The sequence below is a fragment of the Vibrio sp. L5-1 genome, from assembly GCF_021728315.1.
Classification (GTDB): Bacteria; Pseudomonadota; Gammaproteobacteria; order Enterobacterales; family Vibrionaceae; genus Vibrio; species Vibrio splendidus_K.
Genome location: NZ_JAKKCQ010000003.1, coordinates 186,753 through 202,376 on the forward strand (window position 1 = coordinate 186,753; position 15,624 = coordinate 202,376).

Consider the following 15,624-nt stretch of genomic DNA (forward strand, 5'->3'; position numbering starts at 1 on the left):
AGCGCCACTCATTTTCCCTCGTTATTCATTTCATTCGGCTTATGTAATAGAAAGTTAAAATTGTTCGTTTTTTGGGGTTTACATCATTTAGTAATAAAGCCACTATGAATTCACGAAGAATAGACAAGTAAAGCTATTAGCTGGTTGGTTTAGGAATCAAACCTTCTGATTGATGGCTGATTTAGAGGAAGTAATGGCAGGAAACAGTATCGGACAACATTTCCGCGTGACTACGTTCGGAGAAAGTCACGGTATCGCACTAGGATGTATCGTAGATGGATGCCCACCAGGATTAGAAATTACCGAAGCAGACCTTCAAAGAGATTTGGATCGTCGTCGCCCTGGTACTTCTCGCTATACAACGGCTCGCCGTGAAGCGGATGAAGTAAAGATTTTATCAGGTGTATTTGAAGGCCAAACTACGGGCACTTCTATTGGTCTATTGATTGAAAATACAGACCAACGCTCTAAAGACTATTCCGAAATTAAAGACAAATTCCGCCCTGGTCATGCTGACTATACCTACCATCAAAAGTACGGTGTACGTGATTACCGTGGCGGCGGTCGCTCTTCTGCTCGTGAAACTGCAATGCGTGTAGCGGCAGGTGCAATTGCGAAGAAATACCTGAAACAAGAATTTGGTGTTGAAATCCAAGCTTACCTTTCTCAAATGGGTGATATCTCAATTGATAAAGTGGATTGGAATGAGATCGAAAACAACGCGTTTTTCTGCCCAGACGCCGACAAAGTGCCTGAGTTTGACCAACTGATTCGTGACTTGCTAAAAGAAGGCAACTCGATCGGTGCGAAGATTCAAGTGGTTGCGACTAAAGTGCCTGTAGGCCTTGGTGAGCCAATATTTGATCGTTTAGATGCTGACATTGCTCACGCTCTAATGAGCATTAATGCGGTGAAAGGTGTTGAGATTGGTGATGGCTTTGATGTCGTTAATCAACGCGGTAGTGAACACCGTGATCCATTAACTCCAGAAGGCTTCAGCAGCAACCATGCTGGCGGTATATTAGGCGGTATTTCTACTGGCCAAGATATTGTGGCGAGCATTGCGCTTAAACCAACATCAAGCATTACTGTTCCTGGTGACACGATCACTAAAGACGGTGAAGCAACGCAGTTAATCACTAAAGGTCGTCACGATCCATGTGTGGGTATCCGTGCGGTGCCTATTGCTGAAGCGATGCTGGCTATCGTGCTGCTTGATCACTTGCTACGTCACCGTGGTCAAAACTTTGGTGTGACAACAGAAACGCCAAAAATCTAGTTCTGCTTCGTTTTATTCAGAACAGATTTGAAACTGATTTGAGAGAAACCAAAAAGGGTTGCTTCGTAATGAAGCAACCCTTTTTATATTCTCAATTACGCAGAATATCTAATGTACAGAGCTTTCCGGATCAAGCTGGAAAGACGGCAAGCGCCATTTGAATCTTACAGCTGCCATACGCAGCAAGTAGCCAACCACAAGAGTAACAATCGTTGCGGTTACGTCGTTAACGCCAAGCTCAAGCAAACCTAGGTATAAACCTGAAGCGACAAGGGCGACAGATGCATACAGCTCTTCATGCAGAACCAATGGTGTTTGACGGCAGATAAGATCGCGCAACAGGCCACCGAACACGCCAGTTACCAAGGCAGACACCATACAGATCATTGGGTGCAGACCCATGGTCATCGCGACTTTAGTACCAATGATGCTGAACACGATGAGACCTAAAGCATCTAAACGAATGAACAAGCCTTTTAGCTTGATTACCCATTTAGCCAGTCCTGTTGTGATAACACCCGCGATACAGGTGATCGCCAGATATTGTGGGTTTTCAACCCAACCTAAAGGGTAATGGCCGAGTAAGATATCTCGTACTGTACCGCCGCCAATTGCCGTTGCACTTGCAACCAACATTACACCAAACCAATCCATTTTTTGTTTGCCAGCGCTGAGAGCGCCGGTCATGGCTTCTGCCGTGATGCCAATGATATACAAAACACTTAGTAGCATTGCTGTAGCTCTATAATTTAGGTCTATAAATTGGAGTCTTATAGGCCATAGGGATATAAAAATGAAGCGCGAGTGTAGTAGTAAAAACGCTGATTGACGAATGAATATTTGTACCGTGAATAGGCATTTCAGATTAGCTAAACTAATCATTCACCTCAAAATGGTGTAATCTGGGATCAGCAATCGATTGTCATCGTAAAGTATTATGATGAACCTAATATCATTGCCAGTGATAGGGCTTTACCGAGCGCTTAAAAAAACGCAAAATGCCCCAGTTCTTTTTATTTAAATTTGATCTTATGACGCACCAATACCCAGATATCATCGACATTTTCAATCAAACCTTTTTTGAGAGCTTTAATACCAAGCTAGAACTGGGAGCGGACGAGCCTATTTACCTGCCAGCCGATGGGGAGGTTTCTCATCACCGTATCGTATTTGCTCGCGGCTTTTACGCGTCAGCGCTTCACGAGATAGCACACTGGTGTGTGGCTGGTCCTGAGCGTCGTTTATTGGAAGATTTTGGTTACTGGTATGAGCCTGATGGCCGAACTGAGTCGGTTCAAGCTGAATTTGAAAAAGTAGAAATTCGCCCACAAGCGTATGAATGGATCATTGCGACCAGTGCAGGCTTTCCTTTTAATGTCAGCTGTGACAATCTACACGGCGATTTTGAGCCAGATCGTTTGGCCTTTATGAATAAAGTACACAGCGAAGTCATGGGTATCTTTGAAGCTGGTCTTCCGCCTCGCGTGAAAATGCTCTCTGAAGCATTACGCAGTTTCTATGATGTTGCACCTTTATGTACTAGCCAATTTATTGTGAAATAAGAGAATATTATGATTATCGAATTTGAAGAAAAACTACTTGAAGTAATTGATGCTCGCATTGAAAACGCATCAGACGATGAACTGTTTGCTGGTGGTTACTTACGTGGTCATATTTCTCTTTCAGTGGCTTCATGTGAAGAAGACGGCATTGAAGACGTAGCAGAAGTTAAAGCACGCATCGAGAAGAGCCTAGATGACGCGCGTTCTGAATTGACGCCAGCCGATCGTACGATCGTTAATGACCTTTGGGTTGAGCTGCAAAACCAAGCTTAATTTTATTCGTCTAGCGTTATTCGCTCACAACTCTCCCTCCTCATTTTTGAGCGAACCAATAATTTGAGACTCATTCGAATTTTTTGAATGAGTCCGTTCAATCCTTGTGATGGTTCCATTTTCTGACTACGTTATTCTAATCCCACTTAACGGAATCACAGAAAAGGTCACATCATGAAAGTTATCGCATTCGGCGCAAGCACAAGCTCTACCTCTATCAACAAAACTCTAGCAACTTACGCAGCTAACTTGATTGAAGGTGCTGAAGTCAAAGTTCTAAACATCAACGATTACAACGTGCCTATGTTCAGTGAAGACACTGAAAAAGAGATTGGCCAAGCGGAAGGTGCTCAAGCATTCTTGCGTGACTTAGCAGAAGCGGACGCATTTGTTATCTCTTTCGCAGAGCACAACGGTCATTATCCAGCAGCGTACAAAAACCTATTTGACTGGGCGACACGCATTGAGCGTTCAGTATTTGGTGAGAAACCTGCGGTTTACTTAGCGACATCTCCGGGCCCAGGTGGTGCACAGACGGTACTTGGCGCAGCAACAGGCTCAGCGCCATACTTTGGCGGTAACGTTAAAGCATCGCTTTCAGTACCTAGCTTCTACGATAACTTTGATTTTGAGTCAGGTTCAATCAGCAATGAAGAGATTGCCGCTCAAATTAAAGACGCGATTGCTAAGCTGTAAAAGCGGAACGTAAAGCGAATAGCTGCTAAGTAGCCAGCTGATGTAAAGTTACGAGCCGCTGCAAAGTAACGTACTGCTCTAGAATAAGAAGCAGCGACGTAAACAAGATTGAAAAAACAAAGCCCGAGCATTGAGATATGCTCGGGCTTTTTGTTTGGGTTGTACTAACACTTATTTGAATATTTAGACCTAGTCTAGAATCGACTAGTCCGCACTGGCTTGTTTCGTTGAAACCCAGCCTTCTGTTAACGCTTTGCCTTTGCGTAATCTTCTAATCCACATTCGACTTGGATGAATGGCTTCGAGCACACCAACCGGAAGAGGTAGAGGATCGCCACAAATTTGTGAGGCTAAGACTTCTGCTAAAAGAGGGGTCGAGCTCAAACCACGTGAGCCTAAACCAATAAAACAGAACAAGTTCGGATAGCTGGTAACAGGTTCGATACCGTCGATAGCATCACGCTGCGGATTAAAGTTGTGCAGATTCTGATATTGCTCTTTGATGGATTCAAAATCGCCAACATTACCGACGAATGGTAGGTGATCTCGACTCACGCTACGGATACCTTGGCGTGCTAAGTTACCACTGGTATCGACATCTTTGGTCCACGCTTGTTCTGGTAGCGACCCGTGTAAACGCTCGCCATTGTGCTGTTGCACTTCGCTATCAAACTCTTGATCGATATTGGTTTTATCGTAATTCGCGCCAATACAATGGTGGCCGTTATTTGGATTCTGTGGCGTTAAGTAGCCATCAAAACACAACACTGTTTTTAGCTGGCTGAGATTTTCTGTAGTCGGGATATGACTCACTTGCCCTTTAACTGGCGTCAGAGGTACGGGACGAGTTTGTTCAAATTGAGTGAACTTGTGTCCATTCGCGACAACCACTTGGTCGTGCTTAGTTTGAATTTCACCTTGAGGTGTATCAATCGTTAGTAGCCATTGTTGCTCTGCTTCTAACCACTCAAGTTGTGTCACTTGGTGTTGATAGTGCGCGCTTACTTGGTTGGCCTCTTCTAACTTACCAATCAAACCTTGAGTAAGCTGAAGAGGGCTTAACCAACCACCCAGTGGGAAGTAAACACTCTCTTTATCAACCGGTAAGCCAATCTTTTCGTTCGCTTGTTCGGGCGTCAAGCGCTGAATCAAGTCTGTGTGGAAATTGCCTTCCAACATGCGGTTGAGCTTTTTAGTTGAGCCCTCATCCCACATCAAAATATTCACGCCACACCAGCTGTGATCAAAGTTCACCGATTGTGCTGCTTGATTGATAAATTGGCGGGCAAACAACAAGCCAGGGCCAAATATTCTTGAAACATTGGATGTCGCTTCACTGAGTAGCGGATAAATCGCACCTTGATTGTTGCCAGAGGCATTGCCCGCTGCTTGTGGGTGTTCACAGTAAAGGGTGATGTTTTTACCACGGCGGCTTAGCGTTTTGGCTAATGCAGCACTGGCAACGCCACCGCCAATAATGGCGATATCTTGTGAATCACTGTGTTGAGCTAGGCCATACCAAGGTTTGATGTTGGTATGAGCGTGCTTCTTGTCAAGGCGGCCAGCAATCATTTCACGCTTAGTACCAAAGCCTTTGACTTTTTTCATCGCAAAGCCAGCTTCGATTAAACCGCGGCGAACAAAACCAGCGGCGGTAAACGTTGCACATCTGCAATCTTGTTTTGCCAGTTTGGCCATGCCGTTGAATAGGTTTTGATTCCACATTTCTGGGTTCTTACTTGGCGCAAAGCCATCTAAGAACCAAGCGTCAACCAAACCTTCACGTGGGGTTGGTACGTTAGGCATACAATCTTTAATATCGCCAAACCACAAATCAAGCGTGATTGTACCGTCGCCTAGCACAATGCGGTGACATTCAGGCAGAGCGATAGGGTAGTGCTCTTGGAGTTGCGTCGCATACTCGGCTAATTCAGGCCACGATTGATGTGCTTTGATGAGATCCTCTTTATTTAAAGGATATTTTTCAAAACTGATGAAATGTAACTCTTTGGTCATCGCTTGTGGGTTATCTTTAATAAAAGTATCGAACCATTGCCAGACCGCGAGAAAGTTCAAACCGGTACCAAATCCGGTTTCCGCAATCACAAAACGGCGTTGTTGATGTTCAAGCCAACGTTCTGGAAGGTGGTTTTGTTTTAAAAAGACGTAGCGAGTTTCTTCTAAACCGTTAACATTAGAGAAGTAAACGTCGTCAAATTGGTCTGAAACTGGCGTACCAGACTCATTCCATTCCAGTTCTGCATTAGTAATTGAAGTCATAAAATCTATCATTTTGTGATTTGAAGCGATATGTTGGTAGGGATTGTACGAATTTCTAGGAAAGCTGACCACTTTTGTTAGGCTTCTTAGTTATCATCTAGCTGAATTTAGAATTATAGGAATGTCACATGAAACGAGTCGTAATCACCGGTATGGGTATTGTTTCAAGTATCGGTAACAACGTCGAAGAAGTTTTAGCATCACTGAAAGAGGGTAAATCTGGTATTACCGCTTCAGAGCAGTTCAAGGAAAATGGCTTGCGCTCTCAAGTTTGGGGTAACCTAAAAATGAACCCTGCTGACCATATCGATCGCAAAAAAATGCGCTTTATGGGTGATGCAGCGGCATTCGCATATCTTTCAATGGAGCAAGCAATTGCTGACTCTGGTTTAACTGAAGATCAAGTATCTAATGACCGCACAGGTATCGTTGCGGGTTCAGGTGGTGCTTCATCTCTAAACCAAGTTAACGCTGTAGACATCATCCGTGAAAAAGGCGTTAAGCGCGTTGGTCCATACATGGTTCCACGTACAATGGCTTCTACGGTTTCTGCTTGTCTTGCTACACCATTCAAAATCCGTGGCGTGAACTACTCTATGAGTTCTGCATGTGCAACATCTGCACACTGTATTGGTCACGCAATGGAGCTTATCCAACTGGGTAAACAAGACGTTGTATTCGCTGGTGGCGGTGAAGAACTGGATTGGTCTCTGACTATGATGTTCGACGCAATGGGCGCACTTTCTACTAAGTACAACGACACTCCAGAACTTGCTTCTCGTACCTACGATGCAGACCGTGACGGTTTCGTTATCTCTGGTGGCGGCGGCATGCTAGTTATCGAAGAACTTGAGCACGCTGTGGCTCGTGGCGCAAAAATCTACGGTGAGATCGTGGGTTACGGCGCAACTTCAGATGGCTACGACATGGTTGCTCCTTCTGGCGAAGGCGCGGTTCGTTGTATGAAGATGGCAATGCAAAACGTTGATGGCGTTGACTACGTGAACACTCACGGTACTTCAACTCCTGTTGGTGACGTTAAAGAACTTGGCGCAATCCAAGAAGTCTTTGGCGGTAACAGCCCAGCAATCTCAGCAACTAAAGCGATGACAGGTCACGCTCTAGGTGCGGCTGGTGTACACGAAGCAATTTACTCAACGCTAATGCTTGATAACGGCTTCATCGCACCAAGCATTAACGTTGCAAACCTAGACGAAGCAGGCGCAGGCCTAGACATCGTAACGGAAGCTCGTGAACAAGAGCTAACAACGGTTATGTCTAACAGCTTTGGTTTCGGCGGTACGAACGCAACGCTAGTAATCAAAAAATACCAAGGCTAATTGAAGCTAAGGTTAAATTAATAAAGGTTAATCGTTAATGGGTGACGTGAGTGCAGACTCAACACGCATAGGTTGCCCACTAACCATGACCAACAGAACAAAGCTTTTTAAATGTAGGTTTTATACGTGTTTTTTTGAACATGACTTTTTAAATCTGGGTTTAGAAATTAAAAGGTTTCCAGAGCTTGACCAGTAGTGACTTTGGTTAGTACTGGTTGAACAGACGCAAGACTCTGTCTCCTGGAGAGCGAGATAGGATCCTTTTGTTCTGGATGTTTGCCCGATTGTTTATTCAATCGGGCATTTTTCGTTTCTGGGCTACACAATCTTCAGTGTTGATTCGGTTTTGGGATATGGTGTGATAAATGCCAACGTAGCCCTTTATATAATGTATTCCATTTGCTACTCGACACCGAGTGTGGAATTTTGCACAATCATTTCAATTCACATTTAGGTCGATAGACCCCAACTAAAGTACTCGCCAAATGAAAATCTTAATCGACGAAAATATGCCTTATGCTGAAGCGCTATTTAGCCAGCTAGGGGAAGTGACAATGAAGTCTGGTCGCACATTAACTGCTGACGACCTAGTTGACGTAGACGCATTGATGATTCGCTCTGTCACCAAGGTGAATGAATCATTGATTAGCAAAGCCAATAAGCTGAAGTTTGTCGGTACTGCGACGGCAGGTATGGACCATGTCGACCAAGCATTGATGAAAGAGCGTGGCATTTTCTTTACTGCGGCGCCTGGCTGTAACAAGGTGGGTGTCGCTGAGTATGCCTTTAGCGCAATGATGGTACTTGCGCAGCAACAAGGCTTCTCTGTATTCGACAAAACGGTCGGTATTATCGGTTGTGGTCAGGTAGGTAGCTACTTATCGAAGTGCCTTGAAGGTATTGGTATCAAAGTTCTGCTGAACGATCCTCTAAAACAACAAGAGGGTGATACTCGTGAGTTTACTGAATTAGAGACACTGCTTGAGCAATCGGATGTGATCACTCTACATACACCAATTACTAAAACGGGTGAGTTCCCAACGCATCACTTGATCAATGAGCAAGTGCTGAACAACTTACGTGCTGATCAAATTTTGATTAATGCAGCTCGTGGCCCAGTTGTTGATAACCAAGCGTTAAAAGCTCGCTTGCAAAAAGCCGATGGTTTTACTGCCGTTCTTGATGTGTTTGAGTTTGAACCTGAAGTCGATTTTGAGCTGCTTCCACTGCTTGCTTTTGCAACTCCTCACGTAGCGGGCTACGGTTTAGAGGGTAAAGCACGTGGTACCACGATGATCTTCAATAGTTATTGTGAGTTTTTAGGTACTGAACAGCGTGCTTATGCAAGCGATCTTCTGCCGACAGCCCCAGTGCCTCAAATGAAATTAGATAGAGCTTGGGATGAAGCAACACTGCACAATTTGACTCAGTTGATCTATGATGTGCGCAAAGACGACGCCTTATTCCGTCGCAATATCTCTACGCCGGGTTCTTTTGACAAGATGCGTAAAGAATATTGGGACCGCAGAGAGTACAGTGCAGTCGAGTTAACGGGCGACGAATCTTGTAATTTAACGCCGTTATCTAAACTCGGTTTTATGGTAAAGCCAACTTTATAAAAGAGAGAAACAATGAGCCAAGAATTTAATATTGCTATTTTAGGTGCGACTGGTGCGGTTGGTGAAACCATTCTTGAAGTACTTAAAGAGCGTAAATTCCCTGTCGGTGAAATGCACTTACTAGCAAGTGAACGTAGTGAAGGCAAAACTTCCCGTTTTAACGGCAAAACAATACAAGTACAAAACGTAGAAGACTTCGATTGGTCTCAAGTACATATTGCGTTTTTCTCTGCAGGTAGCGAGCTTTCAGAGCGTTGGGCTCCAATCGCGGCTGACGAAGGTGTGGTTGTTATCGATAACACATCACGTTTCCGTTATGAATACGATGTTCCTCTGGTTGTGCCAGAAGTGAACCCAGAAGCGATTGCTGAGTTCCGTAACCGTAACATCATCGCGAACCCTAACTGTTCTACTATTCAGATGGTAGTAGCACTTAAACCTATTCACGATGAAGTAGGTCTTGAGCGTATTAACGTTTCAACTTACCAATCTGTGTCTGGTGCAGGTAAGCCGGGTATCGATGAGCTAGCAGGTCAAACGGCTAAGCTTCTTAACGGAATGCCAGCTGACAAGTCAGCATTCTCACAGCAGATCGCGTTCAACTGCATTCCTCAGATTGATGAATTTACAGAGAACGGCTACACACGTGAAGAAATGAAGATGGTTTGGGAAACTCAGAAAATCTTTGCTGATTCGTCAATCACGGTGAACCCGACTTGTGTTCGTGTTCCTGTGTTCTACGGTCACGCTGAATCTCTACACGTTGAAACTCGCGCGCCAATCGGTGCAGAGCAAGTTATTCAACTTCTAGAGAACACGGAAGGCGTTGAAGTATTCCAAGCGTTAGACTTCCCAACTCAGGTTCGTGATGCGGGTGGTAAAGACCACGTAATGGTTGGTCGTATTCGTAGCGACATCAGCCATCACAGCGGCGTGAACATGTGGGTAGTAGCTGATAACGTACGTAAAGGCGCAGCAACGAACGCAGTTCAAATCGCTGAAGTTCTGATTCGCGATTACTTCTAAGCTTCATTGCTTTGATTATCAAGCCTCACTCTTTAGTGGGGCTTTTTTAATCGATTGAAAATATTGTTAGTCAAATTGTGTGAAATTGCTGCGAATATTGTTGCTGCAACACATTTTTTGTTTTCATCTCTATAGTTTTACGTCATTTATCCGATATATTTAATAGATCATCACTTTTCCGAATTTAAGCACCTAGCTGAGCCTTTTATGTTTCAATTTTTCAAGCCGTGGTTAATGCCTTTTGCCTTTATCATTGCGACTCAGATTTCCGTTGTTCGTGCAGATTCCATTCGAGTTGTAGGGCCTAATGGCCAGATACAATCAGCGCCTACGTTTTCAGAACCTCTTCAAAGAGCGCAATTGAATAGCGCTGAGCCTTCACGTTTCTATGGTCCAACTCGTGGCTCAGAAACGCTATGGTCTATTGCTTCAAGGTTACGCCCTGATAACTCCGTTTCAGTCCAACAAACATTGTTGGCGATTTATCGCTTAAACCCACAAGCGTTTGAAAATCAGAATATCCATAGCCTGCTGCCTGCCAGTAATTTACGTGTGCCTTCTTTAGAGCAAGCACGTGCAAGTTCGACGCAGCAAGCTATCAACATCATGAACTCGCACCTTGCTAAGCTTGATGCTCCTGCGACAAAGCCTACCGCTTCAAAACCTAAAGTAGCGCAAGCGTCAAGTCGACCAGATGTAGCACCTAAAAATGCACAATCCAAAGCTAAGGTTAGCGAACCTAAAGTTGTCGATAAATCGATAATTGGTAATCAAGATATAGTGAATAACAAGCCGCTAACCGGCGCCAAGGAAATGAACCACCTTGAGAAGCAGTTAGAGCTTTCAGAAACTGAGTTACTGTCACTCGAAGAAAAAAACCATCAACTTCGTTTGATGCTGTCGAATGTTCAATTGGAAGTGGATGAGCTAAAAACAGAACTCAGTGATGAAGATCGCATTCGTAGCGAAGTGGAAAAGCTGCTTGATGAAGAGCGTAGAAAGAACGCCGAAATTGAAAAAATGGCACCAAGTGCCATGGATGAACTGCTATCTAATGGTTGGTTAGTTGCGGGTCTTGCGATTATTCCGGGTCTTCTACTTGGCTTGATCATCGTGATGCTGATAGGCCGTCGTTCTAAAAATGAAGAACAACAGCAAAACACTCAAGAACAACCGATTCAGCCTGAACCAAGCAGCGTCGCGCCTATTACACTGGGCGACGAGATGGACGACCTTAACGAGCTGTCTTTAGACGATGACCTGTTTGGCACTGAAGATGACGCCAATAAGTTGTTTGACGACCAAGCTCTTGCTGAAGAAGACGATGTATTTGCAGGATTGGATGAATCTGATCTCGATTTCAATCTCGACGGTGAAGATGATGACCCATTTGCGAGCATTGGCGAAAATGGTGATTTAGACACTAACTTTGATGATCTGGACTTGGACAGCAGCAACGGCATTAGTGTTAATGGTGAAGAGAAAGCGCTTGGTCTTGAAGAGATGGAGCGCGCGCTCGATAAAAGCGCAGAAAGCGCACTTGATACCGATGAAGTCGATTTTGATCTCTCAGATGATAACGCAATGTCTGCTGATGACATTGAAGCACTGCTATCTAAAGAATCCGAGACTGAAGATTTAGGCTCTAACGAATTAGACCAGTCACTATTAGATGACCTGTTTTCTCTTGATGACGAAGATGATGATAGCTTCGACATCGATGCTTTGATTTCGGAAGAGCAAAGTGATTCTACTTCTAGTGCCGACACATCAATAACCGATGATTTTGATATCGATGCGCTTATCTCAGAACAACAAAGCGATGCTACGCCTTCGGACATAAGCAATGACGACTTTGATATTGATGCTCTGATCTCTGAACAACAGACCACTCAATCTGCAGCTCCTAGTGTAGAGGATGATATTGATGACATCTTTGCTCAGGTTGCCGCTCAGAACGAGCAAGCGAATGATCCTTTCAACCTCGATAGCGACGATGAAATAGCGACGAACCTAAACAATGGTTTGGCGTCTGATGATGATATCGAAAACATCCTGTCTCAGTTTGATAAGCCAATCGTTGATGAAGAGACTCAAGACAGCGTTGATCTACTTGATGAGCAGTTGGAAGGGGATGACGTTGACCTAAGCAACTCGACCGAACTCCTTGATGACATGCTGGGCGATGAATCGGATGATGAGCCTGAAAGTGAGCCTTTAGGTTTTGATGCCTTATCCGAACTTGAAGAGCTTTCTGGTTTATCGACTGATGATGAGCTAAACATTGCAGAAGACAGCACGGAAACTCTGGATGAATTAATCGGAGATTCTGATGATGATTTCGAACTCGATGCAGAGAGCACCGACTTACTGGATGATTTCCTTGATAGTGAACTATCGGATGATGCGCTTTCAGCGGACCAAGCCGATTCACCAAAATCGGAATCTTTAGACCCGTTTGATGATTTACTGACAAGTGGCATTGAAGACGATCTTGAATCAGAAGAGCAGACGTTTGATAAAGAGCTAGATGCTGCCTTTGGTTCTGATAAAGCTAGCGACGACCTTATCAAGGATTCAGACGTTGAACATACTCAATTAACGTCAGAGCCTTCTGAAGCCGAGTCTGAGCAAATAGCGGACATTAGTGAAACACCACAACCTGAACTTGTTGGTGATGCTTCATTAGATTCAGAACTGACTCAAGACGGTGCTGATGTTAAGCCAGAAAATGATGAAGCCTTTAATCGTGATGACTTTATCGATGACTTGTTTGGTGTCGCGCCTGCAACGGATGCGTTGCTTGATGACGCACTAGAAACAACAGATGAAGCATTGATTGATGAGTTGATGACTTCTGATGACAGCGATTCGTTGCAAGCTACTGAAGAGCCAGCTGAAGCATCAATCGAAAGTGCTTTGGAGCCAGAACAAACGGACCTTTCTGATAGTCATGAATTATCACCAGAAGAAGCGGTGTCGTCTGTTAAAGATGATGAACTGGATATTGACTCGTTGCTCTCTGAGAATTCTGACTTTGACAAACCAGTTTTTGAAGAGCCGACTCAAGAAGACACTGAGCAACAAGAATTAGAACCGAAAGAAGCCGACGTACAAGATCAGCGTGAAGACATCGCTGCGAGTACTGAAGATCAAGCTTCGCCAGCGTCTTTAAATGATATCTCTGAAGACGATGAAGAAACGGTAGAAGATTGGTTAGCCGAAGCCATTGATGATGTTGAATCTCCTGCGAATATAGACTCTGATTTTGACTTTGAACCGAAAATTCAAGGTAGCGATGAACTTGAAAATATCGTTGAATCCTTGCCAGAGCCAGAGCCAGAGCCAGAGCCAGAGCCAGAGCCAGAGCCAGAGCCAGAGCCAGAGCCAGAGCCAGAGCCAGAGCCAGAGCCAGAGCCAGAGCCAGTCCGTGCTGCACATATGCCAGAAATCATTCCAAATGAGTTCGGTGTACCAGAAGACAGTGATTGGCTGATTGGAGACGATACAGCTAAAGAAGATGCGTTGGCAGAAGTGGACGCTGAAGCTGATGTTGAAGTAATACCAGACCCAGTTACTCCTGCTGTTGAACCTCAACTAGACGCTGAACCTCAAGCAGAAACGGCTCCGCAAGTTGACACTACGGAACAAGCCGAAGTTCCAGGACAAGACAGCGAAGAAGAGTTCTCGTTTGATGACTTCGAACTTCCTGAGTTTAATGAAGAAGACGCGTTGGCAGAAGCCGATGTTGAAGCTGATGTTGAAGTAATACCAGAACCAGTTACTCCTGCTGTTGAACCTCAATTAGACACTGAACCTCAAGCAGAAACGGCACCGAAAATTGAAGCTACGGAACAAGCTGAAGTTCTAGGACAAGACAGCGAAGAAGAGTTCTCGTTTGATGACTTCGAACTTCCTGAGTTTAATGAAGAAGACGCATTGGCAGAAGCCGGTGTTGAAGTAATACCAGAACCAGTTACTCCTGCTGTTGATTCTCAACTGGATGCTGAGCCTAAAGTAGAATCGGCACCGCAAGTTGACGCTACGGGACAAGCTGAAGTTCCAGGACAAGACAGCGAAGATGAGTTTTCTTTTGATGACTTCGAATTGCCTGAGTTTGGTGAAGAAGATGCATTGGCGGAAGCTGATGTTGAAGTAATACCAGAACCAGTTACTCCTGCTGTTGAAACTCAACTAGACGCTGAACCTCAATCAGTATTAGAACCACAATCAACATCTGAGCCGCAAGCAGACGCTGCGCCTCAAGCAGAAACGGCACCGCAAGTTGAAGCTACGGAACAAGCTGAAGTTCTAGGACAAGAAGACGAGTTCTCGTTTGATGACTTCGAACTGCCTGAGTTTGGTGAAGAAGATGCATTGGCGGAAGTCGTTAGTGAGCCTGATGAAGCTCAGTTAGAGCAAGATCTCGCTCCTGAGGCAGAAAAGTTTGAGTTCGATGATCTTGACCTTCCTGAATATGACGAAGAAAGCGCAAAAGCAGACTCTGTTTTAGATGATATTGAACAAAGCAGCGCAGAGCCAGTAGCGGAAGAAGAAGGCGTCGAGTTCGATGAGCTTGATTTGCCTGAATACGGTGAAGACGAAGCCATCTCAGATGCGTTTGCAGAGAAGCCGACACCACTGACTTCTTTTAGCCCGCAAGGTGAAGAGCAAGATGCGTTACATGATTTGTTCTCAAACCCGCAAAGCTTTAGTCACGCTGACGATTTCTCGGATACAGAGGGTTTCTCGGACGAAGAAGGGCTCTCAGATGCAGAAGAACCTGAACTGGCAGCGTTCGCACAACCAGATGATTCACCGAGTTCATCTTCAGGATTAAATTCAACGCCTTTAGAATCAAACTCAGCACCTACAGCGGTTCAAGACGAACCACTAGAAGGCTTTGACGATTTTGATGAAACAGCATTGGCTGAGTTGCTTTCAGAAGATGTCCAAGACTCAGTCGACAATATGTTTGAGAAGCCACTAGATGCAACATCAATTGACAGTGCAGGGCTCGATATCGATGCGATGCTTGAAGTTGGCGGTGAAGATTGGAAAGGCTTTAACTTAGCTCCAGAGCAGCAATCAAGCATGCACAATGGTGTACCTGACGATCAACAAGAGATTTGGGCATCGGCTGAAAAACAAGCTGAACCTAAAATTAAAGAAGAGAATTGGGGTCAACAAGATAATCTAACAGAGTCAGGTAACAGTCGTGATAAGCAATACATGACGATTGACGAACTGATGGCTCAAGTAGAGCAAGAAGGCGAAGAAGCCATTAATCCAGATGATGAAGAGTTGAAGCTGGATGTTGGTCTCAATGAATTCCCTGATGTTATCGGTGATATCGGCAACTACGATGTCGACAACAATGCAGAAGCTGCTGGCAAACTCGATTTGGCTAAAATCTATATCGAGATGAGTGATTCGCAAGGTGCAATTAAGCTTCTAGAAGAGGCGATAGTTGACGGCAGCGATGATATTCGCCGAGAGGCAAAGAATCTTATCGATACCTTAAACGGTCGATAAATTTAAAAAAATCA

General features: G+C 44.6%; 10 protein-coding genes. 8 read left to right on the forward strand and 2 right to left on the reverse strand.

What is annotated here, in order from left to right:
• Positions 1 to 193 precede the first annotated feature (193 nt).
• A complete protein-coding gene (aroC, locus tag L3V35_RS13320; RefSeq protein WP_004734182.1) occupies positions 194 to 1,279 on the forward strand; it encodes a chorismate synthase in 1,086 nt (361 codons plus the stop codon).
• A 108-nt stretch (positions 1,280 to 1,387) separates the two neighbouring features.
• Here the strand turns inward: aroC and L3V35_RS13325 are convergent, their stop codons facing one another.
• Entirely contained in the window at positions 1,388 to 2,011 is a 624-nt protein-coding gene (locus L3V35_RS13325) for a trimeric intracellular cation channel family protein (protein ID WP_108196203.1), read from the reverse strand.
• 299 nt (positions 2,012 to 2,310) lie between these two features.
• Between L3V35_RS13325 and L3V35_RS13330 the strand changes: the two genes are divergently transcribed.
• The 3 genes from L3V35_RS13330 to L3V35_RS13340 all read left to right on the forward strand — a co-directional run bounded on the left by L3V35_RS13330 (position 2,311) and on the right by L3V35_RS13340 (position 3,810).
• Complete coding sequence (locus L3V35_RS13330; RefSeq protein ID WP_017079495.1) at positions 2,311 to 2,841, forward strand: elongation factor P hydroxylase; 531 nt, start codon at positions 2,311 to 2,313, stop codon at positions 2,839 to 2,841.
• A 9-nt stretch (positions 2,842 to 2,850) separates the two neighbouring features.
• Positions 2,851 to 3,114: a YfcL family protein gene (locus L3V35_RS13335; protein WP_102475303.1), complete on the forward strand. Its 264-nt coding sequence runs from the start codon at positions 2,851 to 2,853 to the stop codon at positions 3,112 to 3,114.
• Between the two features lie 174 nt (positions 3,115 to 3,288).
• Positions 3,289 to 3,810: an NADPH-dependent FMN reductase gene (locus tag L3V35_RS13340; protein ID WP_017111158.1), complete on the forward strand. Its 522-nt coding sequence runs from the start codon at positions 3,289 to 3,291 to the stop codon at positions 3,808 to 3,810.
• 204 nt (positions 3,811 to 4,014) lie between these two features.
• On the opposite strand, the gene mnmC is transcribed toward L3V35_RS13340, so the two are convergent.
• Complete coding sequence (mnmC, locus tag L3V35_RS13345; RefSeq protein ID WP_237300022.1) at positions 4,015 to 6,090, reverse strand: bifunctional tRNA (5-methylaminomethyl-2-thiouridine)(34)-methyltransferase MnmD/FAD-dependent 5-carboxymethylaminomethyl-2-thiouridine(34) oxidoreductase MnmC; 2,076 nt, start codon at positions 6,088 to 6,090, stop codon at positions 4,015 to 4,017.
• A gap of 128 nt (positions 6,091 to 6,218) precedes the next feature.
• Here mnmC and fabB point away from each other — a divergent pair, with 128 nt between their 5' ends.
• The 4 genes from fabB (at position 6,219) to L3V35_RS13365 (ending at position 15,610) form a co-directional block, all read left to right on the forward strand.
• On the forward strand, positions 6,219 to 7,430 hold the full coding sequence (gene fabB, locus L3V35_RS13350) for a beta-ketoacyl-ACP synthase I (protein WP_010436883.1): 1,212 nt from the start codon (positions 6,219 to 6,221) through the stop codon (positions 7,428 to 7,430).
• A 485-nt stretch (positions 7,431 to 7,915) separates the two neighbouring features.
• A complete protein-coding gene (locus L3V35_RS13355; RefSeq protein WP_237300024.1) occupies positions 7,916 to 9,049 on the forward strand; it encodes a 4-phosphoerythronate dehydrogenase in 1,134 nt (377 codons plus the stop codon).
• A 12-nt stretch (positions 9,050 to 9,061) separates the two neighbouring features.
• Positions 9,062 to 10,075, forward strand: a complete 1,014-nt coding sequence (locus L3V35_RS13360; protein ID WP_004734159.1) for an aspartate-semialdehyde dehydrogenase — start codon at positions 9,062 to 9,064, stop codon at positions 10,073 to 10,075.
• A gap of 207 nt (positions 10,076 to 10,282) precedes the next feature.
• The gene (locus tag L3V35_RS13365; RefSeq protein WP_237300026.1) at positions 10,283 to 15,610 is read left to right on the forward strand and encodes a FimV/HubP family polar landmark protein; all 5,328 of its coding nucleotides are present in this window, start codon (positions 10,283 to 10,285) and stop codon (positions 15,608 to 15,610) included.
• Positions 15,611 to 15,624: the final 14 nt, after the last annotated feature.

Bases quoted from the DNA above. Each gene is read 5' to 3' on its own strand.
- aroC (WP_004734182.1), top strand. From the start codon at position 194: ATGGCAGGAAACAGTATCGGACAACATTTCCGCGTGACTACGTTCGGA.
- L3V35_RS13325 (WP_108196203.1), bottom strand. From the start codon at position 2,011: ATGCTACTAAGTGTTTTGTATATCATTGGCATCACGGCAGAAGCCATG.
- L3V35_RS13330 (WP_017079495.1), top strand. From the start codon at position 2,311: ATGACGCACCAATACCCAGATATCATCGACATTTTCAATCAAACCTTT.
- L3V35_RS13365 (WP_237300026.1), top strand. From the start codon at position 10,283: ATGTTTCAATTTTTCAAGCCGTGGTTAATGCCTTTTGCCTTTATCATT.
- fabB (WP_010436883.1), top strand. From the start codon at position 6,219: ATGAAACGAGTCGTAATCACCGGTATGGGTATTGTTTCAAGTATCGGT.
- L3V35_RS13355 (WP_237300024.1), top strand. From the start codon at position 7,916: ATGAAAATCTTAATCGACGAAAATATGCCTTATGCTGAAGCGCTATTT.
- mnmC (WP_237300022.1), bottom strand. From the start codon at position 6,090: ATGACTTCAATTACTAATGCAGAACTGGAATGGAATGAGTCTGGTACG.
- L3V35_RS13360 (WP_004734159.1), top strand. From the start codon at position 9,062: ATGAGCCAAGAATTTAATATTGCTATTTTAGGTGCGACTGGTGCGGTT.
- L3V35_RS13340 (WP_017111158.1), top strand. From the start codon at position 3,289: ATGAAAGTTATCGCATTCGGCGCAAGCACAAGCTCTACCTCTATCAAC.
- L3V35_RS13335 (WP_102475303.1), top strand. From the start codon at position 2,851: ATGATTATCGAATTTGAAGAAAAACTACTTGAAGTAATTGATGCTCGC.